The sequence below is a fragment of the Marinobacter sp. M-5 genome, assembly GCF_032911545.1.
Classification (GTDB): Bacteria; Pseudomonadota; Gammaproteobacteria; order Pseudomonadales; family Oleiphilaceae; genus Marinobacter; species Marinobacter goseongensis.
On the sequence record NZ_JAWJEK010000001.1, the window covers coordinates 1,002,381 to 1,023,970 of the forward strand.

A 21,590-nucleotide genomic window follows, 5' to 3' on the forward strand; every position below is an offset into this window, starting at 1 on the left:
GGTATTGCCAAGTCATTATGCCCTTGAAATTCCGCAAATTACTGCTTGTGTGTTTAAGTTCTAGTTCCTCGGCAATTCGCTTGGTTAGGCAGGTGGGTCACCTACCAGTGGCTAGTGAACTGGAGTAAACCCTTTCAGAATTTCATGATGCTCGTGGTGATCTGAGCGACCCCTGTGGCCAGTACGGCCCCGATGTATTCAGTAGCGGCGTTACAGCAGGTTAAGTTCAGCTCCCGGGTGAGACTGCCTCTTCTGTTCCGGAGATCTTAAATACTCAGGGGGGGGCCTATACCCTGCCTGTGGTCAATGACAACATCGATTCGGTTGGAAAAGAGAGAAATGGCTGACAAAATGGAGGTTCTAGTTTCGGGCGCCAGTGGGTTTGTCGGGCAGGCTCTCGTCAAAAATTTGAGGGATCTTCCTGAGCTCAGGGTCAGCGGCTCGGTGAGATCGGCACAGAGAAATCCGATTGACGGCATGTTGGAGATAGGTGACATACACTCGAAGACAGATTGGTCAGCCCTGTTACGCAACAAAAAAGTGGTTATTCATACCGCAGCGCTGCTAAATTCGACGCACGATGAAGTCGCAGATCGTCTTGCGGCTTTCAGGGAGGTGAACACTGCCGGCACACTGAATTTTGCAAGGCAAGCCGCAGCAGCAGGCGTTCGCCGTTTCGTGTTTATTAGTTCTATCAAAGTGAACGGAGAGCAAACCTTGCGGGGTGTACCGTTCAAAGAGGGCGATGCTCCGGATCCCTCGGATGCTTATGCCATCTCAAAGCTTGAGGCAGAGCAGGGGCTATGGGAGATTGGGCGGGATACCGATATGGAGATTGTCGTGATCCGGCCTCCGCTCGTTTATGGTCCGGGGGTAAAAGGCAATTTTGCGAGTTTGGTAGCTTTGGTTTGTAGGGGGTTGCCATTGCCGCTGGGGGCAGTGGAGAACAAACGCTCTTTTGTGTCGCTGAAGAACCTAGTGGACCTGGTCACGGTGTGTATGGTCCACCCAAAGGCTGCGAACCAGCTATTTCTGGTTAGTGACGGTGATGATCTGTCAACCCCTGAACTCCTTCGTCGGGTAGCGACCGCCGTTGAAAAAACGGCCATATTAATTCCGGTGCCTAATCGTTTTCTTGAGTTCGCTGCGTTTGTACTTGGAAGAAAGATGCAGGCACAACGACTTCTGGGTTCGCTGCAGGTGGATATTACCAAGGTTCGTGATTTGCTGAATTGGGAGCCGCCAATTTCCGTTGATGAGGGGTTACGACGATGTTGCGAAGCGAAACGGGACTATTGACGTGATTCGTGCATGCGATGTTCTGTTATCGCTGATTGGGCTCATATTGACGACACCAGTATTGGTTGTGATCTACGGGATAGCTTTTCTCGACACAGGATCACCAATTTTCCGTCAGGAACGGGTAGGTCGCTGGAAAAAGCCTTTCACGTTGATAAAGTTCCGTACGATGGCAGTTGACACCGCTTCTGTGGCGAGCCACCTCGCTAGCAGCGCCTCTGTGACGCGGTTTGGTCGGTTTCTCCGCCGCACCAAGTTGGATGAGTTGCCCCAACTATGGAACGTTTTCAAGGGCGAAATGAGTTTAGTTGGGCCGAGGCCCTGCCTATTTAGCCAACATGAGCTAATTGCAGAGCGTGATTCGCGCGGGGTGCTCGATGCCCGCCCTGGTATTACCGGCTTAGCGCAAATTAATGATATAGACATGTCTACGCCACGTTTGCTGGCTGAAACTGATAAGGCGATGTTGGTGAAACTGAACATCCTCCAGTATTTCAGGTACATTGCTTTGACGGTGCTGGGAAAGGGTGCCGGCGATCGTTTAAGGGACTGAAAGTGATCACAACGTTTTTGAACCTACCTAGATACCAGAAGCGGGTTATCTCTGTCGCATCAGACGTGGTCATGCTTTTTCTTTCAATTTGGGCCGCTTTTGCGCTGAGATTAGAGCAACATCTTTGGGTGCCAAACCAGGATCAGGTGATTGCAGCGTCGATAACAGTTATATTCACGATAGCGGTGTTCATTAGGCTGGGTCTCTATAGGGCTGTCATCCGGTTTCTCGGTGACAAAGCTTTTCTGACCATTATTTACGGAGTGATCCTGTCCAGCCTGTCGCTGATGGTGTTGGGCTACCTGCTACAGGCCTTCATACCACGTTCGGTGCCGGTTATTTATGGCGCGTTGGCTTTTCTTTTCGTCAGCGGCACTCGGCTCGGTGTCCGCATCATTGTCAACCACCCCCGTCAGCGTGCCAAAGAAGCGGTGGCTATTGTTGGCACGGGGGAAACGGGCATGCAGCTGGCGTCCGCCCTGCAGCAAGGCACTGAGTACCGTCCGGTAATGTTCGTGTCGCTTCTGCGCTCTAACCACAAAGCCATGATTAATGGCTTGCCGGTTGCCAGTATCGAACATATTGCCAAGCACGCTCAGAAGCACGGTGTGCGACGGATACTGTTAGCGTTGGACGCTGAATCGACGGTAGATCGGAAAGATCTGCTTAAACGCCTGGAACCCTTGACCATTCCCGTTCAGACCGTGCCTTCCATGTCCGAATTGGTGGCGGGTCAGGCGAGGATCAACGATATTCGGGACCTGGATATCGCGGATTTGCTTGGGCGTGATCCTGTGCGCCCGGATACGGCAATGGTTGCCGATAGTCTTTATCAGAAAGCCGTGATGGTGACCGGCGCAGGTGGATCTATCGGTTCAGAGCTTTGCCGCCAGATTTTGCGCTACAAACCCCGGGCGCTGGTATTGTTTGAGCAGTCCGAGTTCTCCCTTTATGCCATCGAGAGAGAGCTGCAATCAATCAACCAGATTGAGGGGCTGGGCGTTATGCTCCATCCTGTGTTGGGCAGCGCAACTCACCGTCGCCGTTGTGAGGTGGTCATGAGGGCATTCGGTATTCAGACCTTATACCACGCAGCGGCTTATAAACACGTGCCACTAGTTGAACAGAATGTCATTGAAGGTGTACAGAACAATGTGTTCGGCACTTGGCACGCAGCGGAAGCCGCACTGGCGACCGGTGTGGAGCGATTTGTTCTGATTTCAACAGACAAGGCAGTTCGACCTACCAATGTGATGGGGGCGAGCAAACGTCTGGCGGAACTTGTTTTACAAGGTTTGGCGCAACGCCAGAGTGATACCGTGTTTTCCATGGTGCGTTTCGGGAACGTTTTGGGGTCGTCAGGATCCGTGGTTCCTCTGTTCCGTGATCAGATTCGTGATGGCGGGCCGGTTACCGTCACTCATCCCGATATCATTCGTTACTTCATGACGATTCCAGAGGCCAGTCAGCTTGTGTTGCAAGCTGGAAGCATGGGCAGTGGCGGTGAAGTGTTTGTGCTCGATATGGGCGAACCCGTTAAAATTGCTGACCTTGCGCGAAAGATGATTCATCTGATGGGACTGGATGAAAGGACCACAGGAGAGCCTGACGGGGATATTGAGATAGTATTCACGGGGTTGCGTCCGGGAGAGAAGCTTTATGAGGAGCTTCTGGTTGGAGATGATCCGCAAGGCACCGCGCACCCCAGGATTATGATGGCGCGAGAGGCGTCGATGCCGTGGGTAAGCGTCGAGACGACGCTGGATAAGCTGAGACGCGCCAGTCAGAATTTTGACTGCCGTGCGGTAACAGAGATTCTGAAGGATGCTCCCACAGGGTACGCACCGAACAGTGATGTAGCGGATCTGGTTTGGCGCGCTGGTATCGAAGCGCCACGGGATGAGACAAACGAAGGTAATGTGCGGCGGCTTCCCATTTAGGTTTGGTCGCGTTATTGCTATACCTGACCTACCGGAGTGTCTGGAAAAGCACTCATTTTCTGAAACACGGACGTTTTCATGATTGACATCCAACACCACGGCGCCACCAACGGCGTCACCGGTTCCTGTCATCAACTCAATGTTGGTAGCGCTGCCGTTCTGATTGACTGCGGCTTATTCCAGGGCAATGATCAGAGCTTGGGCGCAGATGCTAACAGCCTGACGATTGATTTCCCGATCGACGACATTCGCGCCTTGATTGTTACCCACGTTCATATCGACCACGTTGGTCGCATCCCCTATTTGCTCTCCGCCGGGTTTGACGGACCGATCATCTGCTCTGAGCCTTCGGCCATCATGCTTCCGGAAATCCTCGAAGATGCACTGAAGATCGGCTTTACACGAGATCGGTCCCTGATTGAGCGGGTATTGGGTTTGATTCGCTCTCGAATCGTGCCGCTGCCTTATGAGCAATGGCACTCTGTTTTCGATGAGAGTGATGGTTCGCTGCAGGTGAGGTTGCAGCGAGCGGGCCACATTCTGGGTTCAGCGTATGTGGAATGCGATGCCCGCATCGGTGGGACGCAAGAGCGTGTTGTGTTCAGTGGAGACCTGGGCGCACCGCACGCGCCGCTGTTGCCGGAGCCGCAGTCGCCGGAAAAAGCGGACCGTCTCGTTATTGAGAGCACCTACGGTGACAGGGACCACGAGGATCGGGAAACCCGGCGCTATCGTTTGAAAGCGGTTCTGGAGCATGCACTGGAAGATGGCGGCACGGTACTGGTGCCCGCGTTCAGTATTGGACGCACCCAGGAACTGTTGTATGAAATTGAAAGCCTGATTGCGGAGTTTGGCGACACGCCGGTCAGTGACCCGAAGCTCACCTGGAACGATCTTGAAATCGTTGTCGATTCACCACTGGCGGCCGAGTTTACCCGCATTTACGATCGCCTTCGGCCTTTCTGGGATGATGAGGCAACGGAATTGGTTCGTGACGGACGCCATCCGTTGTCTTTCGAGCAACTCACGGTCATAGGCGATCACCGTGACCATCTCGAAGCAGTTGATTATCTTGCCAGAACCAATAGGCCCTGCGTCGTGCTCGCGGGCTCTGGGATGTGCGCCGGGGGCCGGGTAGTCAATTACCTGAAAACGATGCTCGGGGACAGTCGCAACGATGTGCTTTTTGTGGGCTACCAGGCTGCGGGCACTCCGGGACGAGATATCCTTACTTATGGCCCTCAAGGCGGTTGGGTGGAACTTGACGGCGAGCGTTACGAGATTCGGGCGCAGGTTCACAAGGTGGGAGGGTATTCAGCCCACGCCGGGCAGTCCGATCTGATTCGGTTTGTTGAGGGTATCGCGCAGGCGCCGTCCGAGATTCGAATTGTGCATGGTGATCCCGGCGCCAAGCGTGCACTGAAATACAGGTTTCATGACTTGGGTCACACAGGGATAATGATTCCGTGAGTGCCTCGGGTAACGCTCTTATAAAAAGGATTGACTGTCTATGAAGAAGATAGCCGTTGTCGGCCTGGGTTACGTCGGCTTGCCTTTGGCTGCTGCGTTTGGTGAAAAGCGGGAGATCGTTGGCTTTGATGTCAACTCAAAGCGCATTGCTGATTTGAGGGACGGCGTAGATTTCACCCGTGAGGTTTCCTCAGAGGAGTTGGCAGCCTCTTCTGGGTTGTCATTTACGGACTCCGTGGATGGCATTCGCGACTGTCAGATTTATATCGTGACCGTCCCAACGCCGATCGATGAATTCAAATCGCCCGATCTTACTCCGCTGCTCAAGGCCAGCGAGAGCGTGGGCAAAGTGCTTAAAGCCGGCGATATTGTGATCTATGAATCGACGGTGTATCCGGGGGCAACCGAAGAAGTCTGTGTTCCTGTGTTGGAGAAAGTCTCGGGCCTGACGTTCAATCAGGACTTTTATGCAGGTTATAGCCCCGAGCGCATCAATCCCGGCGACAAAGAGCATCGCGTCACTACTATTATGAAGGTGACCTCAGGCTCCACGCCGGAAATCGCGGAGGAAGTGGATGCGCTTTATGCCGATATAATTACCGCAGGTACCCATAAAGCGAGCTCTATCAAAGTCGCCGAAGCCGCGAAAGTCATTGAAAACACCCAGCGGGATCTGAACATTGCGTTAATCAACGAGCTGTCGATGATCTTTTCTCGTTTGAAGATTGATACCCATGAGGTGCTGGCCGCGGCGGGAACCAAATGGAACTTCCTGCCGTTCAAGCCGGGTTTGGTCGGCGGCCATTGTATCGGTGTGGATCCGTATTATCTCACCCATAAAGCGCAGGCTACTGGCTATCATCCTGAGATTATCCTGGCCGGTCGCCGGGTAAACGACAACATGGGGCCCTATGCGGCCGCCGAACTGGTCAAGGCCATGATCAAGGCCGGGCATACGATTGCCAGGGCCCGCGTGTTGGTGATGGGCTTTGCCTTCAAGGAAAACTGTCCGGATTTACGAAATACCCGCGTTATTGATGTGGTTAACGAATTGCAGGATTTTGGCTGCACCGTCGACATCACCGATTGCTGGGCAGACAACGAAGAAGCCCGCCACGAATACGGCATCGAATTATTGGATAACCCACATCAAGGTGAATATGATGCCGTTATGTTGGCCGTGCCCCATCGGGAGTACGCCGCACTTTCCTCACACGAACTGCGCGCATTTTTGAAAGATAACGGTGTATTGTTTGACCTGAAAGGTGTGCTGCCATTAGGCGAAGCCGACTTACGATTGTAATATGTTTTCAGTTCATCATTATTTAAACCAGCCTATGGCTGGTTTTTTTATTACTGATCAGTAAATAAAGTGCTTTGCCTTGATGGCGTATTTAACCTATTATTTGCGGTGATTTTTGGTCATACATCATAAGGGTTTTTATTCATGGCAAAGATTAACGATTACTACCAGAAGAAACAGCTTATGGAAAAGCTTTCTGCAGAATTGGCGCAGCTGGAGCAGGATCAGGCTCTCAAAGGTGAGTTGGAATTCGAGAACAAAGTTCGCGCGTTGATGAAAGAGTACAACAAGTCGCCGAAAGACGTGCTGCAGATTCTTGGTGCGATTGACCCCGCCATTGCCGGCGGCAAAGCGGATGCGCCGGCTGGCACCCGTGCCAAGCGCCCCCTGAAGACCTACAAGAACCCGCACACCGGTGAAGTGGTCAAGACCCGTGGTGGCAATCACAAGACGCTGAACGAGTGGCGTGAGAAGCACGGAAAAGATGCTGTGCAGAGCTGGCAGCAGGACTGATTCCGTTCGCGCCCTCTCTCCTGAGAGGGCGCAGCCGCTCCCCCCCCATCTGTGACACAACTCATACTCCCCCTTTCCTTAACGCATTGTCATCTCTGCGTGTGACAGCGCTCACTCTATTGGCTTCAACGCCTGGGCTATACTGCTTCCACGGCCAATCGACTACATAACATTACAATTAAGGCCGAAACACGATTCAGAGACGCAAAACGATGACAAAGAACGCGTACGGACACGCTGTTCTTGCACTGGCTTGCCTGGGTATTGCGCCCGTTGCCCAGGCTGAGCTGGAACCCATTTCCGAACAGGAGATGAGCGAAGTGCAGGGGCAGGGCTTCATGGCCATCGAAAACCTGACGGACGGCGTGCATCAGTTCACCCGCATGTCACTCACCATGGATGCGGAAACCCGTGTGAATGCCGACAGCATGACGCTGGGCAGCATAGACGGTGGCGCCGATTTCCTGGCAGCAGACGTGGCGTTGGGCCACATTGCCCGCGAAGACGGCGTTCAGCGCATTGACGGCCAGACCTACCGCGCTGGCGACACAGTGCCATTTGTGGGGCTGAAGCCGTACATTGAGCTGGCGGAGGTGGACAACCAACTGGCCGGCTTCCGCATGGGCTTCCGCGAGGCCCGCGGCACTTTCTCTTCGGACATGGAATCCTTCAGTGGCAACATTGGGTTGCAGATCGAGCAGGCGGACGGCACCACCGCACCGGTCACGCTGTTTGATGCCAACACCAATGCCACCCATTTCCGCGCCAGTCATTTCGGGATCGCCGGTGAGGCAACCGATTGCAGCGTAAGCGGTGGAGGCAACTGCGCACCGCTGAGCTACCTGCGTACCCTGGACATTGGCGATGCCCCGGACGTAGAGGGCGCGCCCGCCAAATTCACCAACGACTTCTTTCTCTCGTTTCAGCGCGAGGGTGTGAGCTGGCAGAGCCCGGAGGGCGGCAACGTGATAGAGGCCGCGAAAGGGGTGTTTCTCAACCTGCCCACCAGCATGACACTGAATGCCGAAACGGTGTTTCAGAACGGTATTCCGCGGGAGCAGACCCATTACATCGACCGCGGTAACGGGATGTTTTGATGGGCGTATTCCACTACACTGCGTTTGGTTTATAACCTGACGCAGGAGTCTTCCCGGTGATCCGCTCTTTTTACTGGCACGATTATGAAACCTTCGGCGTGGACCCGGTTCATGACCGGCCTTCGCAGTTTGCCGGCGTGCGGACCGATGCGGATCTGAACATCATCGAAGACCCGCTGGTGATTTACTGCAAACCTGCGGACGATTACCTGCCCTCTCCGGAAGCCTGCCTGATTACCGGTATCACGCCTCAGAAAGCCCTTCAGGACGGCTTCCCGGAGGCGGAGTTTATTGCCCAGATCAACGAGGCCTTCAGTCAGCCAGGCACCTGCGTGGTGGGCTACAACAGCCTGCGGTTCGATGACGAAGTAAGCCGCCACACCCTGTACCGCAATCTCCGCGATCCCTACGCCCGGGAATGGCAGAACGGCAATTCCCGCTGGGACATTATTGATATGGTGCGGCTGACCTACGCATTGCGCCCGGAGGGGATCGAGTGGCCCCGCAAGGAAGATGGCAGCCCAAGCTTTCGCCTTGAGGAACTGACCGTTGCCAACGGCATTGCTCACGAGGCCGCCCACGATGCCATGTCGGATGTGGAAGCCACCATTGCCGTGGCCAGGCTGATCAAGGAAAAGCAGCCCAAGCTGTTCGATTTTGTGTTGAACAACAAAGACAAGCACTCCGCCCGCGCCATGCTGGATACCGCTACCCTGAAGCCGGTCTTCCATGTGTCGGCCAAGTACCCGGCATCCAGAGGCTGCTGTGCATTGGTGGCTCCGGTGGCCGAGCACCCGACCAACAAGAACCTGGTGATCGTTTACGATCTGCGGGAAGACCCCAGTGCGCTGATTCACGCCGGTGTTGACGAGATTCGTCAGCGGGTATTCACTTCCCAGGCGGAACTGGGGGAGGGCGTCAGCCGGTTTCCCCTGAAGGGCGTGCAGTTGAACAAGTGCCCGGTGCTGGCGCCGGCGAACATGTTGTCTACCTTGTCACCGGAGCGGCTGGGCGAGCTGGCGCTGGACGGTGACCAGCTGCGCGCCAATCTCGCCCTGTTGCGCAAGGCCACGGATCTGCCCGCGCGGATTGCCCAGGCGTTTGACCGGGAGTTCGAGGGCAGTGATCTGAGCGATCCGGATGAGCAACTCTACGCCGGGGGCTTTATCAGCAAAACCGATCGGGAAAAGCTCAACTGGGTGATTCAGCAACCGGTGGAGACTCTGGGGGAACTGGATGTCCGCTTTGAGGACGAGCGATTGCAGGAATTGCTGTTTCGCTACCGTGCCCGCAATTACCCGGGGAGCCTGATTGGTGAGGAAATGGAACGCTGGGAGACGTTTCGCAGCCAGCGTTTGATGCAGCCGAAGAAGGGGTGGTGGTCGCTGGAGGCGTATGGGAAGGAGCTGCAGCGGCTGGCGGCGGACCCGACGTTAGCGCCTGAGAAAATGCAGATCCTGGAGGATCTGCATTTGTATGGGGAATCGTTGATTCCTTATATGTGACGCCCAATCACCGCCGCTTGGCGAAGTACACACTCAGCCCCTGTCCCATCAGGCTCTGAACCTCACTGCCCAGCGCTTCGGCCTGCACCTGCTTCTGTACCGGTGCGGTCGCCAGGGTGTGGCCGTCGGTGTCTCGCGCCTTGACCAGTTTCCACTCCACTTCGTTGCTGACCAGTGCCATCAGCTCTTGCAACTGGTGGACGTCCTGGGGGCGGAACCAGCGGTCGCGGCAGCCGCCGAGGGAGTAGAAGTCCGCTTCGTTGAGCAGGCTTTGCCAATGGTTGTCGTGCTTGTTGGTCAGCACCATGCGCCTGAGCTGGCGGAGCGCTGTGCGCGTGGGTTGCAGCTTGTGGTGGCTGATCAGTTTGCGAATCTGTCGGTCGCCTTCGGTTTGCTCGGCAACGGCGGTGTGCATATGCACCACGGCGCCGTTCTGGGTCGCGGAGCTCACCAGCGCAGCCAGAGATACGTCGGTCATGGCGGTGGACGGCAAGCGACCCACCTCTACCCAATGCACTTTGTGCCCATCGGCAACGAAGCGCTGAGCAATCGACCAGGGCCAGAACACGATGTTGTCCATGCCCATGTCGTCCGCCATGCGAGTAGCCTTGGCAATGTTGGCCAGGGACTCGTCAACCGCAATCACTTCCACATCATCCAGGTAGTGGGCCAGTTCCATCGCTCGCTGGCCGGATTCCGCACCGCACACCAGAATGCGCAGGGTGGCCGGAAGGCTGTCTGTGGGCAGCTGTAATTCCTCTGCCATCAGCGTTTTCAGGCTGCTCCCGACGTGATAGGCCAGTTGTGACCAGCTCGGCCAGGCCTGGGGGACGTCCGCCTTGTCCAGGCACAGCTCGTCGGCTTTTTCGTCAAAATTCTGTTTGATGGCTTCTTCGGTGGCGCGCTCGTAATAACTCGCCGCCAGCACCGGCTGCATGGCCAGCGGCCAGTCCACCAGATTCCATTGGCCCAGGTGAACGGCGAACGTTTGGTGAAAGAGGGCGCCGTATAGGGCGCTGAGTATCAGTGAGGCGGTCATGGCGTCCTGGGATTCGCCCATGGCGATCTGGGCGCAGAGGCTGTTGTTGAGGGTGTCGACAAGGCGCTCTTCGTCTTCGTCGGCACACAGCGCATAGCCGGTGCGGTCGGCGTAGCGGGCCAGCGCCAGGGTCAGCGGCTGCAGGCTTTCCCGCAGTTCTGCTGTGTGCGCCACTTCCGCAATGACCGCGCGGCGAAGCATAGCGGCCAGTTCTTCCACCGCCGGGTCGGGCATCAGGGTTTTCTCCAGCGCCAGAATCAACAGTTCGTCCTCGCTGGCAGCATCCAGAAAGATCTGCGCCTGCGGGTTGTCCAGGTCATATTGCTGGCGAATGATCGCCGCCACGAAGCGGCCCAGTTCCTGGTGGGGCAGGCCGCTCTTGTTCAGCAGGGCGATGGCATCCTGTGCCAGGGCGGCGTCGGCCTTGGTAATGTCCAGGTGCGTCGCGCAGGTGACCATGCCGCTGTAGACGGAATCCCAGTGGGCACCGCTCTCCAGCAGTTTGCGATAGTGCAGATACGCCACATCAAACTGCCCCTGAAGCCGCTTGGCGTGGGCTACTCCGCAGAACGAGGCGGCCGATTGCCGGTCGAATTCCAGGGCTTGCAGGAAATACTGCTCCGCCAGTGCCGGGCGCTCACTCTTCATCGCCCAGTAACCGAGGTTGGCGTATTGCTGCGCCTGGCCCGGTTGCAGGTTCAGGCTGGCATTGAACAGGGTGTGGGCTTTCTCAAGCTGGCCATCATCCAGTTCTACCCGCCCGAGCAGCCCCAGTGCAGCGGCGTGGTCCGGCTCCTGTGCCAGCGCTTCATCGAGGTAGCTGCGGCATTCATGTCTCGCCTTGAGACGCTGAACAAACGAGGCTGTCCCGTTGTTGGACTCGCCATAAGCCAGGTTCGCCTGCAACACCAGCCGCGCCACGTGCGCCTGTGGGGATTCTGAAGCCTGAATGTGATGCTGTGCTTGCATGGGACACCTCGTACAACCTGCCGCAGCAGTATTCCGATCTTGAAAGTAGGTCGGATTAGCCTGAGGCATAATCCGACATCAGCCTGTCTTTCTTATTAACCCTGCAGCAACTGCAGCACCTGCTGCGGTCGGGCATTGGCCTGGGCCAGAACCGAGAGACCGGCCTGTTGCAGTACCTGGGTCCGGGCCAGCTCCGCCGATTCCTTGGCGAAGTCAGCGTCCCGTATCCGGCTGTTGGAAGCCGAGAGGTTTTCGGACGTGGTACTCAGATTGGCAATGGTGGACTCGAAACGGTTCTGGACCGCACCCAGCTCGGCCCGCAGACCGTTGATCTGTTCGATGGCATAGTCCAGGGAAATCATGGCCAGGTCGGCGCCAGCCTGAGTAGAGACATCCGTGTTATTCACGGTGACCAGGTCATCCGGCACTGTCGTGGCGACCGAGAAGGTCGTCCCACTGGCGACGGTAACATCGACCGTAAAGGGCTGATCGAACGCCGAGGAGAAAATGATCTCGTCGTTGTTCTTGTTCAGGTAGGCGGTAATGCCGGTCTGGGGTGTTTGTGCGTTCACCTGACCGAGGATGTCCTGCAGTGAGCTGGCATCTGTAATGTTCAGGGTGGTGGTGCCTGACCCGTCCAGCAGCGGCAGGTCCACGGTGAAATCGACGGTTTCGCCATTCTCGAAGCGCTCAGCCACAGTCAGGCCGCTTACGTCGGCGTTTAATAGGCCGGACGTGTCGCCGATGACGGAGCCGAGCTGGCTGCCGCGGGCATCAAGGCCGTTAACCTGAATGGTTTCGCCGGTGTTGGCGCCCACCTGGAAGGTCTGTGTCGGCAGGGAGCCGTCCAGCACGCGCAGGCCATTGAAGGAGGTCTGGCCGGCAATGCGGTTGATCTCGGCCACCCGCTGCTGCACTTCCTGATTCAGTGCCTCACGGTCGGAGTTGCTGTTGGAACCGTTGGCGGACTGCACCGCCAGTTCGCGGATACGTTGCAGGTTGGCGGTGATTTCGTCCAGCGCGCCTTCTGCGGTCTGTGCCAGAGAGATGCCGTCGTTGGCGTTACGCTGAGCCATGTTCAGGCCAGTGATCTGGGATTGAAAACGCTCTGAGATGGCCAGGCCGGCAGCGTCGTCTTTGGCTGAGTTGATTCTCAGGCCGGAGGACAGACGTTGCAGAGCCGTGTTGGCATCGGTTTGTGACGCATTCAGGTTACGCTGGGCATTCAGCGACGCGATGTTGGTATTAATGATCTGAGGCATGGTGTGTCTCCTGGACAGAAGTGCCGGTTAGAGGACCCTGTTGCGTTGTGCCCCTGCCGGCCATTATTCGTTGTGTTGCCGATTTACGGGAGACAAAGCGAAGTTCATGCCAATATCTTATTAGCGGTCCAGCCTGATGATTTTTAGGCTTTTTTAAGATGGCACCAAAAGAGGTTGGCGGTTTGCTGCCACATTGCTGACGGCGCTTGGCGGCAGCGACTTGCCGCCCGCCCGGTTCAGACTGAATGCCCCGCTGGGCGGTTTCGTTTACAGAGGGCTACCAATTTCCTCTTGCATAAAACCTGTATCTTTAACATGTTATTGTGTCGAATTCGGGCTGAAAAAGTGAGCGATTGAGCATGGTTAGGCGAGTTGGGGGCAGGCGGGTGTGAGCGCATCGATTATTCCGGTCATCTTTGCCAGGCTGGATTCCCGGCGACTCCCCGGTAAGGTCCTTGAGCCGTTGCTCGGGGGACAATGTGTTATTGATGAGCTGTTGGTTCAACTGGGGCGGATGGCTGAGCAGGTGCCAGGCGTCATCGAGCCGATTATCGCAACGACGTCGCGCGCGGTAGACGAGCCTCTGGTCCACAAGGCCAGGCTGGCGGGCGTCGCTGCCGTCACCGATCATTTCGCGCCGTTGAAACGGCTCTCCGCCATTGCGGCTGCCCACCCCCAGTGTTGGCTCTGGCGTGTCAACGCCGACAGCCCGCTTCTCCTCCAGCCCCTGATCGAATTTGCGGCGGCGCAGTTACAGGGAATGGATGATCAGGTGCACGTCATCACGAATCTGGTTGATCGAAGCTTTCCTTATGGGGTGTCACTCGAAATGTTCCGGGCGGCCATGATCAACGCCGTCAATCTGGATCAGGCCACACCCGAGCAGCTCGAACACATAACACCGGTTACCCAGCAACTTCCGTCGCGCGCGGTGTTCGGGGTTACCGCCGGCGACCTGGATCTGGCCCGCTTTGATCCTGGCGTTCGGCTAACCATTGATGATGCGACAGATGCCGGATTTTTTCGCGCGCTCTGGACCGATCCCGATTTTCAGAGAACCCGCCCCGGAAGTGTGGAGCGTGTAAACTATGCTTATAACAGGAGGCGCTCTGGTGCGACTTAATATCTACCACATCTGTCCGTTTGGTCCGGGCTTCAATATCGGCAATTTCATGATCCAGCAGTCGGTCCGGCGGATGGTGGCCAGTCTGTCGGGTTGCGGTATCAATTTTATCACTGTGCCGGCGTCAGGTTTTGGCTCCAAGGCGGGGCTGACCAAACAGATTGTGTACGACATCAATCAGACCGCAGACGGTGTGATTGTGGGTGGCGGTAACCTGTTTGAAAACGGCGAGATTTCGATAGACCGGACTGCACTGCAGGCGTTGCGCCGTCCGATGCTGATTTACTCTTCCTCCTACGGGCGCATCTACGGCCCCGATTTGTCCTACGTTCGACGCACCGATGCCATCAGCGATGCGGACCTGCGGGCGCTGCTTGAGCGGGCCGATGTCGTTCTCTCACGGGATGAGGCGACCAGAAGGCACATTGACTCCCTGACGCAACATTCTGACCATCAGGTGGGCGGCTGTCCCTCGGTGTACATCTCGGAACTGGCAGCGGCGGAGTTCGAAGCGAGTCCATCGGCGGAGACCCGGTACCCGATGCTGGCGGTGCGGAACCCAGAGCAGATGAACGTACCCTTGTCACAGAAAATTCGTGTCCACACGCTTTCCGAGCAATGCCTCGAAATCCTTGAGCGCAGGCAGGGCAAGCCGGCTATGGTGCTATGCAACGATCAGAGGGATATTGAGTACGCCATGTCGTTTGGCAGGGAGATTCTCTACACGAGCGACGTTTATGAATATTTTCAGATTCTGGACGGCGTCAGCGAGGCTATTTCCTTTCGCGTCCATACCAGTCTGCCCCTCTGGTCTCTGGGGCGGCCCGCGCTGAACCTGTCCTACGATGAGCGTTCGGAAAGCCTGATCGATGCCCTGGGGATGAGTCAGTATGATCTCAACATTGTGGAAGATCGTGATTCGACACTCGGGAAAATTGAGTCCCGGTTGGACTCATTTCCTGTTTCCGTGGAGCCTCCCGCGCGCTGGCAGCAATTGCGGGAGACGCAGGAAGCGGGTATCCGGCGGTTTCTGAAGCTTTTGGAGGTGTAATGTGAAGATCATTTCTGAAGCCGCCATGAATCACTTTGGGTCCGTGCCCTTGCTGTGGCGATGCGTGGCATCGTCGCTTGAGGCGGGAGCCGATTATGTGAAGTTCCAGCTGATTCGTGATGAGGAAATCTATGCGGACGGTCAGTATGAATACGGTACTTACGATATCGATGAGGTGCGCTGGCTGAGGCGTCATTCCCGCATACCCCATGAGCAGTATCGGCAGACCGCAGACCGGGCGGCCAGCCTTGCCGGCTATCGGTGTATGACAGCAACCCCCTTTGATCTGCGCTCGCTGGATGAGCTGATCGAAACCGACCCGCCGTTCGTCAAAGTCGCCAGTGGCGACAACAATTACATGGAGTTGCTGGATGCGGTTGGCCGTTCCGGTCGAACGGTGATCATTTCAACCGGAATGTCCACGACGGAACAGATTGATCAGGCCGTTGAACGGCTGATGAGACATACCTCCGATATTGTGCTGATGCACTGCGTTGCGGCGTACCCCCACGGGTGTGATGAGTCAATGCTGGGCTCCATCCCCTGGTTGCAGAATCGCTACCAGGTTCCGATTGGTTATTCGGATCACTCGCTTGGCTATGGTGCAGCCATGCTGGCTGCATCGCTCGGCGTGGAATGGTTTGAAAAGCATTTTACGCTTTCCGCGGACAACGGTGGGCTTGATGCCAAACACTCGGTCACGCCGGCCGGGCTGGCCGAATACTGCCGCATGGTTCGCAGCGTGAAACCGGCGCTGGAAACGGTGCGCACAGAGCCGACGGATGCTGAACAATACACCGCTCGTCGCGCCCGCCGCGGTCTTTACTTCAGCCGGGACCTTCCTGCCGGGCATGTCTTGCGCACGGAGGATTTTGTCCCCTTGCGCCCGGAGCGGGATTTTTCGGTTGGAGAGCTTGAGGGCGTTGTAGGCCAGACACTCAATTCAGCCGTGGAAAAGCGAACTCCGCTCTGCAAAGAGCATCTTCAATGATCAACCGGCCAAAGGTGGTGCTCATCGCAGAGATCGGCCACCGTGTTGGCTGGGGGCATGTGTCCCGCTGCCTGATTCTGCGGCGCATACTGTCGCCATCCTTCGATGTGGAACTGAAAATCGTCAACAGGGAGGGCTGGGCGAATCCCGAGCTCGAACAGGCGTTTGCTCTCCAGCACCCGGTCCGGGCGGATATTGCGTTCGTTGATGGCCTGGAGTTGCGTGAGGAACTTGGCCTGAAGGTGCGGGCAGGTGCGGTGGCGTCCTTGTCGTATATGTCAGACGTCAATGATGTGGTCGATCTGGTGGTTGCCCCTGCGCTTAATGGAATGCATGTGCCGGGTCATTTTCTCACCGATCTGTCTGCCATTCTCTGTAATCGCCCGAAAGCCATCGTGGGGCCGCATGATCGGAACAGTGGCGCGTTGACGATCGGCATCTCGATGGGCGGCGCGGATGTTGAGGGTCTTACCCCGGTTCTTGAGCGCGCTTTGGGCCAATCCGGCCATCAAATCCTGACGATGGCCAATGAGGCGGGCCGTCATCCCACGCTTTCGCACTTTCTCGAGCACAAACTGTACGACCATCCCGCTGATCCGTTTCCGTATTACGTGTTTTCTGAGTGTGATCTGGTGGTCTGTCAGGGTGGGTTGAGTGCTATTGAAATCGCGTTGCTCGGCATCCCGACGGTTATTCGGAGCCGTTCCGATTTTACCCCGGCATACCGCTTTCTGGAGTTGTCCGGTTGTTCCCGGCGATCAACCGGCAGCAGCATTGCTGAACTGGAGAATACGATCAATTTCGTTTGCGACAATGGCGGCCAGCGGGCAGAGATGGCGCGGGCATGCCGTGGCCTGGAGGCGGAAATAGATGAGTCCTTCTGGCAAGTGCTTATCTATCAACTGATCAAGAAGGAAGCGCACCATGAAGCAATGCCGTTTTTGCGGGGGCACTGACCTTAAGCCCTGGACCGGGCGATACCAGCGCTGCAATGACTGCCTGTACATCTGTTCGGTGCCGGCACCGACACCGGAAGAGATCGATCAGCATTACAGCCGGTACCATGAAAACAATCATCAGAAGTCTGAAGCCAAGAATCTTGCTCGTGCGGTGTCTTACCGCCAGGAGATTCGCTGGCTGGAGGGTCGGCTGGGTGACCCACTCCTTGCGCCGGTATTTGATTATGGCGCCTCTGGCGGCTATTTTCTGGATGCGCTGGTTTCCGACGGCAATGTGCCGGCCAGTGCCGCATACGGCGACGATCTGTCACCCGGGGCTGTTGAGCAGTTAGTAGAGAAGGGTTACCGCAAAACGGTGGCCTCTTGTGAGCCCGGGTCGATGCAGCTGGTAACGCTCAGGGGGGTTCTGGAGCACCTGCTGGATTTTCGGGGTATCGTAGCGGACCTGACCGACCTGGTGGCTGAGGGGGGCGCTTTCTTTATTACCGCGACGCCGGATGCCTCGTCAACGGTTGCGAACCTCTATCGGGACCGCTGGGTGCAACATCATTATCCCAGCCACTTTCAGCACTTTACCTCGGCGCTGGTTGACCAGTTGCTGGCCGAACGGGGTTTTGTGCTGATCGATCATGTGGATCTGTACCGGGAATCTGTATATCGCTCGGACGCGGATGATCATCACTGGTTGCGCGCGGTGCAGGGCTCGCTGCCGGACGTGCATCACGCCTACTGGGGCTCGATGATGACCCGGCTGTACCGACGCGGCCCCCGGCCCTGAACAGATAAATGAATTCGATGCCAGACACGGCGAGGTTTAGATGAGCAACAACCCGGATACCGCCGCACAGGTTTATCTGAGGCGCAAACAAAAGAACCTGGACTTCTTCAAAGTGAGCTTGCCGAAGATTTATCAGATTCTTGAGAACCAAATGCTGACCCGCGCCGAACTGGTGGTGACGCCCGGGGCCAAAGATCTGGACATGACGATTGATGGTCAGTCGTGTTACCGGGGGCTGGCGAAGGAATATTCAGAAGACGAAGCGCTGCAGTTTCTCAAGGAGAATCCGCCGGAGAAACCGCTGAAAACCTTTGCGCCGGAGTGGCCGTCTTCATACCCCGCTGATCGCTTCGCGTCAGTCAGGGTGCGCCACTTGCTTGAGGCCAGCCCGGTTACCCCCGAGAACTTTGAAGGGTACCTGCGCGGCAACAATTTTTTTCCTTCCATTGTCTTTCTCGGGTGCGGTCTGGGCTTTCATATTCAGGCCGTGCTGGAGAGAACCACGGTGGTGAGCGCGTTCATCGTTGAGCGAGAGCCGGAGAAGTTCGCTCTCAGCCTGTTTACAGTGGACTGGGCGGCGATCTGCGCGAAGTTCAAGCGGCGCGGGCATTCCATCAATTTTGCCATCGGTCTTGGCAATGGCAGCGAAAATATCCAGAGCATTCTGGCGCGGCATCTCAAGGGCGCGGTGCCGTTCTACCCCTTCATGACGACTTACTACAATCACCTGGCGGACATTGAGCTGGCCGAGGCGGCCATGGAGGTGTCCAAGGACGTTGCAACGATTGCGGCCCACTGGTCCAACTACGATGATCAGCTGATTCGTTTGCGAAACACCGCCTTCAACGTCAGCAAGGGCATCTGTTACCTGAAGAAGAAAAACCTGCCCGCCAGCGAGTATCCGCTGGTCGTGGTGGGCAGTGGGCCCTCCATTGACCATCGCATCGACAGCCTGAAATCGGTCCGGGATCGCGTTCTGATCGTCAGTGCGGGTACGGGCCTGCGCCCTCTGCTGATGGCGGGAATAAAGCCGGATCTGCACGTTGAGCTTGACCCCGGCTACTCAATCTATGAGATCCACGCGGACCTGGGCGCTGACACGCTGAAGGATATTCCGCTGTTGGCGGTGAATGAGATCAACCCCCACGTGCCCGAGCTGTTCGGCCGTACCCGATACTACTTCAAATCGGACAACGCGGTGCCGGCCCTGCTGGGCATTCCCGGTGATGGGTTCCCCGGGTGCAACCCGACCTGCACCAACGCGGCCTTGTCGATCAGCTACAGCCTGGGCTTCCGCAAGCTGTTCCTGTTTGGCACCGACTACGGCTTCGAGAGCAAGGATAAGGATCACGCCAGCACCTCCATTCACGGCGATAAGGCGGACACCGATTTTGCCTTGCAGTTCCGCGCCAAAGTGGCAAAGCGGAAGCGCCCCGTCTTTGAGGTGCCCGGGGTGGGGGGCGGCAGGATTTACACCCGTAGCGACTATTACAGCGCCAAACGCAGCGTGGAGCAGTTGTTGCTGGACCTGGAAAGCGCGGCGTCATCCATGGAGGTGTTCAACTGCGCGGACGGTGCCGAGATCGAGGGTACCGTCTGGCTCGCGGAGGAGGATTTCGTCAAACGGATTGAGGGTCTCAGTGCTGCGGACTTGCCCAGCCTGGATGAGCGTTTTCAGTCAATAGAGGCAGACCTGGGCCGCGACACCATGGACGAAGCGCTACCGGATCTGGTGGCGGAAATCCGCCGGGAAACCGGTGCGCTCGCCAGGCTGGTGAAGAAAACCAAGCTGGGTGGGGCCCGGGATCTTGCGCTTCTTGCCAATGAGCTGAAGACATCAATTACCAGAATAAAGCCCAAACCGGGCGGCGTAGGGGTGACCGGAGCGCAACTGGCGATGAATCAGGTATTGCAGGGTGGCGTGCTGCGACTGGTGCATGTCGGCCTCTCTCATGGGCTGGCGTGTCACGATGGCAAAGGGCGCGACCAGTTCATCCGGTTATGGCGGGATCAGGTGGTGGATCTGCTGGAGGCGCTGCCGGATCATTTTCAGCGTGTGATGTCCGATGCCCGCCCGATGGCAGACAACCCCTGGTCTCGAACCGGTATTCGATTCCCCGAGCCAGAGCTCTACGAACAGGGGGGTTCCTAGGCCTTACAATCCGTAACAAACAAACCGTCTTTTTTCCTAAAGGATGTCGACAGGGCGCCGTTAAGCAACTCAGTAGGGCGGCTACCCCAAACAAACGAGACGGGAGCCAGACCTCTTTCAAATGAAACAAAATCGTTTTTAGGAGAAGCATTATGGCTCTCGGCATCAACACCAACGTCGCATCACTGAACGCACAAAACCAGCTGAACCGTTCACAGGGTTTGTCTGACCAGGCACTTCAGCGTCTGTCCTCTGGCCTGCGCATCAACTCGGCCAAAGACGACGCCGCTGGCCTGGCGATCTCCACCCGCTTTGACACCCAGATTCGTGGCTTGAGCGTTGCTCAGCGTAACGCTAACGACGCAATCTCCATGGTGCAAACGGCCGAGGGCGGCCTGAATGAGACCGTGGGTAACCTGCAGCGGATCCGCGAGCTGGCCGTGCAGGCTGCCAACGGTTCCAACACCGACGAAGACCGTGCTCTGCTTCAAGCCGAAGTGTCACAGCGTCTGGACGAGATCACCCGTATCTCTACAGATACCCAGTTCAACGGCCAGAGTGTGCTCGACGGCCAGCTGAACAGTGGTAACGCGGTTTCTTTCCAGGTGGGCGCCAACGCCGGCCAGACCATTGACGTGTCTTTCGATCAGGACATGTCTGCCTCGGGTCTGTCGGTGGCTGCCCTCGATATCAGCACCGCCAGCGGCGCTTCTGCGGCCCTGGACACTCTGGACACCGCGTTGGACACCGTAAACTCGTTCCGGTCCGATCTGGGTGCGGTGCAGAACCGGTTTGAAAGCACCATCAACAACCTGGCGACCAACATCGAGAACCTGAGCGCATCCAACAGCCGGATCGTGGATGCAGACTTCGCGGCAGAAACCGCCAAGCTCTCCAAGGCGAACGTGTTGCAGCAGGCTGGTATCTCGGTACTGGCACAGGCGAACGCCCGGCCGAACCAGGTTCTGTCCCTCCTGCAGTAATTGGGACAACGCGGCAAAGCTACCCCACTCCCGGGGTAGCTTCTCGCCGTTAGAAGATAGCGGGGTGAGCTATGAATGACGTGAACCTTATTAGCCCGGATCTGAAGCTGGTCCGCTCCAGTGAGCAAGCTCCGGCTCGGGCGTCCGCGTCACCTCAGGTCGAAGGCAGCAATGCCTCCGCTCAGTCGTTCGTGTCCTCTGCTGGTCGGCCAGTACCCATCCAATCCATCAGTGTCCAGGATCCCTCGAAAGCGGAAAGGCTTGAGAGTCGGAACGAGGCGCAGCGGGAAGCATTGGATGAAGCGGTCTCCCGTCTGAACGATTATGTCCAGACGGTCCAGCGGGATCTGCAGTTCGAAGTGAACAACGACATCGGCCAGACCATCGTGCGTGTGGTGGATCAGGAAACCCGAGAAGTTGTGCGACAGATCCCTGACGAGGTAGCGTTGAGGTTGGCAGAAAACTTGCAGCAGGATGAACCGCTGACGTTATTCAATGCAAAAGTGTAAAACCTTGCCGGTTTGAGCTTGGCTTGAATAATGGCATTTCAGCACCGCCGCCCCCTGACAGGGCCGGCGGTGTTCTGCATTGAGCGCCCGGGGT

At 56.9% G+C, this 21,590-nt stretch carries 18 protein-coding genes; 16 read left to right on the top strand and 2 right to left on the bottom strand.

Annotation, left to right across the window (positions count from 1 at the left end):
* Positions 1–339 precede the first annotated feature (339 nt).
* The 8 genes from R0125_RS04595 to sbcB all read left to right on the top strand — a co-directional run bounded on the left by R0125_RS04595 (position 340) and on the right by sbcB (position 9,680).
* The gene (locus R0125_RS04595; protein ID WP_317237318.1) at positions 340–1,299 is read left to right on the top strand and encodes an SDR family oxidoreductase; all 960 of its coding nucleotides are present in this window, start codon (positions 340–342) and stop codon (positions 1,297–1,299) included.
* A gap of 1 nt (position 1,300) precedes the next feature.
* Positions 1,301–1,852, top strand: coding sequence for a sugar transferase (locus R0125_RS04600; protein WP_317237319.1), 552 nt, complete (start codon positions 1,301–1,303; stop codon positions 1,850–1,852).
* Positions 1,853–1,854: 2 nt separating this feature from the next.
* The gene (locus R0125_RS04605) at positions 1,855–3,792 is read left to right on the top strand and encodes a nucleoside-diphosphate sugar epimerase/dehydratase (protein WP_317237320.1); all 1,938 of its coding nucleotides are present in this window, start codon (positions 1,855–1,857) and stop codon (positions 3,790–3,792) included.
* A gap of 78 nt (positions 3,793–3,870) precedes the next feature.
* Complete coding sequence (locus tag R0125_RS04610; RefSeq protein WP_317237321.1) at positions 3,871–5,262, top strand: MBL fold metallo-hydrolase; 1,392 nt, start codon at positions 3,871–3,873, stop codon at positions 5,260–5,262.
* A 40-nt stretch (positions 5,263–5,302) separates the two neighbouring features.
* Complete coding sequence (gene tviB / locus R0125_RS04615; protein ID WP_317237322.1) at positions 5,303–6,565, top strand: Vi polysaccharide biosynthesis UDP-N-acetylglucosamine C-6 dehydrogenase TviB; 1,263 nt, start codon at positions 5,303–5,305, stop codon at positions 6,563–6,565.
* A 144-nt stretch (positions 6,566–6,709) separates the two neighbouring features.
* Positions 6,710–7,078 carry a histone-like nucleoid-structuring protein, MvaT/MvaU family gene (locus tag R0125_RS04620; RefSeq protein WP_248183067.1) on the top strand — a complete coding sequence of 123 codons (369 nt, stop codon included), beginning with the start codon at positions 6,710–6,712 and terminating at the stop codon, positions 7,076–7,078.
* Between the two features lie 212 nt (positions 7,079–7,290).
* Positions 7,291–8,175, top strand: a complete 885-nt coding sequence (locus R0125_RS04625) for a hypothetical protein (protein ID WP_317237323.1) — start codon at positions 7,291–7,293, stop codon at positions 8,173–8,175.
* A gap of 56 nt (positions 8,176–8,231) precedes the next feature.
* Positions 8,232–9,680, top strand: a complete 1,449-nt coding sequence (gene sbcB, locus R0125_RS04630; protein WP_317237324.1) for an exodeoxyribonuclease I — start codon at positions 8,232–8,234, stop codon at positions 9,678–9,680.
* A 7-nt stretch (positions 9,681–9,687) separates the two neighbouring features.
* Here the strand turns inward: sbcB and R0125_RS04635 are convergent, their stop codons facing one another.
* Together R0125_RS04635 and R0125_RS04640 are read right to left on the bottom strand one after the other, a co-directional pair.
* On the bottom strand, positions 9,688–11,688 hold the full coding sequence (locus tag R0125_RS04635) for a tetratricopeptide repeat protein (protein ID WP_317237325.1): 2,001 nt from the start codon (positions 11,686–11,688) through the stop codon (positions 9,688–9,690).
* 95 nt (positions 11,689–11,783) lie between these two features.
* Positions 11,784–12,950, bottom strand: coding sequence for a flagellin (locus tag R0125_RS04640; protein WP_317237326.1), 1,167 nt, complete (start codon positions 12,948–12,950; stop codon positions 11,784–11,786).
* A gap of 388 nt (positions 12,951–13,338) precedes the next feature.
* On the opposite strand from R0125_RS04640, the gene R0125_RS04645 reads away from it, so the two are divergent.
* The 8 genes from R0125_RS04645 (at position 13,339) to R0125_RS04680 (ending at position 21,496) form a co-directional block, all read left to right on the top strand.
* Positions 13,339–14,073 carry a cytidylyltransferase domain-containing protein gene (locus R0125_RS04645; RefSeq protein ID WP_317237328.1) on the top strand — a complete coding sequence of 245 codons (735 nt, stop codon included), beginning with the start codon at positions 13,339–13,341 and terminating at the stop codon, positions 14,071–14,073.
* Complete coding sequence (locus R0125_RS04650) at positions 14,063–15,124, top strand: hypothetical protein (RefSeq protein ID WP_317237329.1); 1,062 nt, start codon at positions 14,063–14,065, stop codon at positions 15,122–15,124. Before R0125_RS04645 ends, R0125_RS04650 begins: the two co-directional genes overlap by 11 nt.
* A gap of 1 nt (position 15,125) precedes the next feature.
* On the top strand, positions 15,126–16,115 hold the full coding sequence (locus R0125_RS04655; RefSeq protein ID WP_317237330.1) for an N-acetylneuraminate synthase family protein: 990 nt from the start codon (positions 15,126–15,128) through the stop codon (positions 16,113–16,115).
* A complete protein-coding gene (locus R0125_RS04660; protein WP_317237331.1) occupies positions 16,112–17,071 on the top strand; it encodes a hypothetical protein in 960 nt (319 codons plus the stop codon). Before R0125_RS04655 ends, R0125_RS04660 begins: the two co-directional genes overlap by 4 nt.
* Complete coding sequence (locus R0125_RS04665) at positions 17,040–17,852, top strand: methyltransferase domain-containing protein (RefSeq protein ID WP_317237332.1); 813 nt, start codon at positions 17,040–17,042, stop codon at positions 17,850–17,852. The genes R0125_RS04660 and R0125_RS04665 overlap by 32 nt, the downstream gene beginning before the upstream one ends.
* 40 nt (positions 17,853–17,892) lie before the next feature.
* Positions 17,893–20,004 (top strand): 6-hydroxymethylpterin diphosphokinase MptE-like protein, encoded by a 2,112-nt coding sequence (locus R0125_RS04670; RefSeq protein ID WP_248183845.1) that lies wholly within the window; start codon positions 17,893–17,895, stop codon positions 20,002–20,004.
* A gap of 152 nt (positions 20,005–20,156) precedes the next feature.
* A complete protein-coding gene (locus tag R0125_RS04675; RefSeq protein ID WP_248183847.1) occupies positions 20,157–20,987 on the top strand; it encodes a flagellin domain-containing protein in 831 nt (276 codons plus the stop codon).
* Between the two features lie 71 nt (positions 20,988–21,058).
* A complete protein-coding gene (locus R0125_RS04680; RefSeq protein ID WP_317237333.1) occupies positions 21,059–21,496 on the top strand; it encodes a flagellar protein FlaG in 438 nt (145 codons plus the stop codon).
* Positions 21,497–21,590: the final 94 nt, after the last annotated feature.

Bases quoted from the DNA above. Each gene is read 5' to 3' on its own strand.
- R0125_RS04680 (WP_317237333.1), top strand. From the start codon at position 21,059: ATGAATGACGTGAACCTTATTAGCCCGGATCTGAAGCTGGTCCGCTCC.
- R0125_RS04595 (WP_317237318.1), top strand. From the start codon at position 340: ATGGCTGACAAAATGGAGGTTCTAGTTTCGGGCGCCAGTGGGTTTGTC.
- R0125_RS04675 (WP_248183847.1), top strand. From the start codon at position 20,157: ATGGCTCTCGGCATCAACACCAACGTCGCATCACTGAACGCACAAAAC.
- R0125_RS04610 (WP_317237321.1), top strand. From the start codon at position 3,871: ATGATTGACATCCAACACCACGGCGCCACCAACGGCGTCACCGGTTCC.
- tviB (WP_317237322.1), top strand. From the start codon at position 5,303: ATGAAGAAGATAGCCGTTGTCGGCCTGGGTTACGTCGGCTTGCCTTTG.
- R0125_RS04620 (WP_248183067.1), top strand. From the start codon at position 6,710: ATGGCAAAGATTAACGATTACTACCAGAAGAAACAGCTTATGGAAAAG.
- R0125_RS04660 (WP_317237331.1), top strand. From the start codon at position 16,112: ATGATCAACCGGCCAAAGGTGGTGCTCATCGCAGAGATCGGCCACCGT.
- R0125_RS04665 (WP_317237332.1), top strand. From the start codon at position 17,040: ATGAAGCAATGCCGTTTTTGCGGGGGCACTGACCTTAAGCCCTGGACC.
- R0125_RS04635 (WP_317237325.1), bottom strand. From the start codon at position 11,688: ATGCAAGCACAGCATCACATTCAGGCTTCAGAATCCCCACAGGCGCAC.
- R0125_RS04640 (WP_317237326.1), bottom strand. From the start codon at position 12,950: ATGCCTCAGATCATTAATACCAACATCGCGTCGCTGAATGCCCAGCGT.
- R0125_RS04670 (WP_248183845.1), top strand. From the start codon at position 17,893: ATGAGCAACAACCCGGATACCGCCGCACAGGTTTATCTGAGGCGCAAA.
- R0125_RS04625 (WP_317237323.1), top strand. From the start codon at position 7,291: ATGACAAAGAACGCGTACGGACACGCTGTTCTTGCACTGGCTTGCCTG.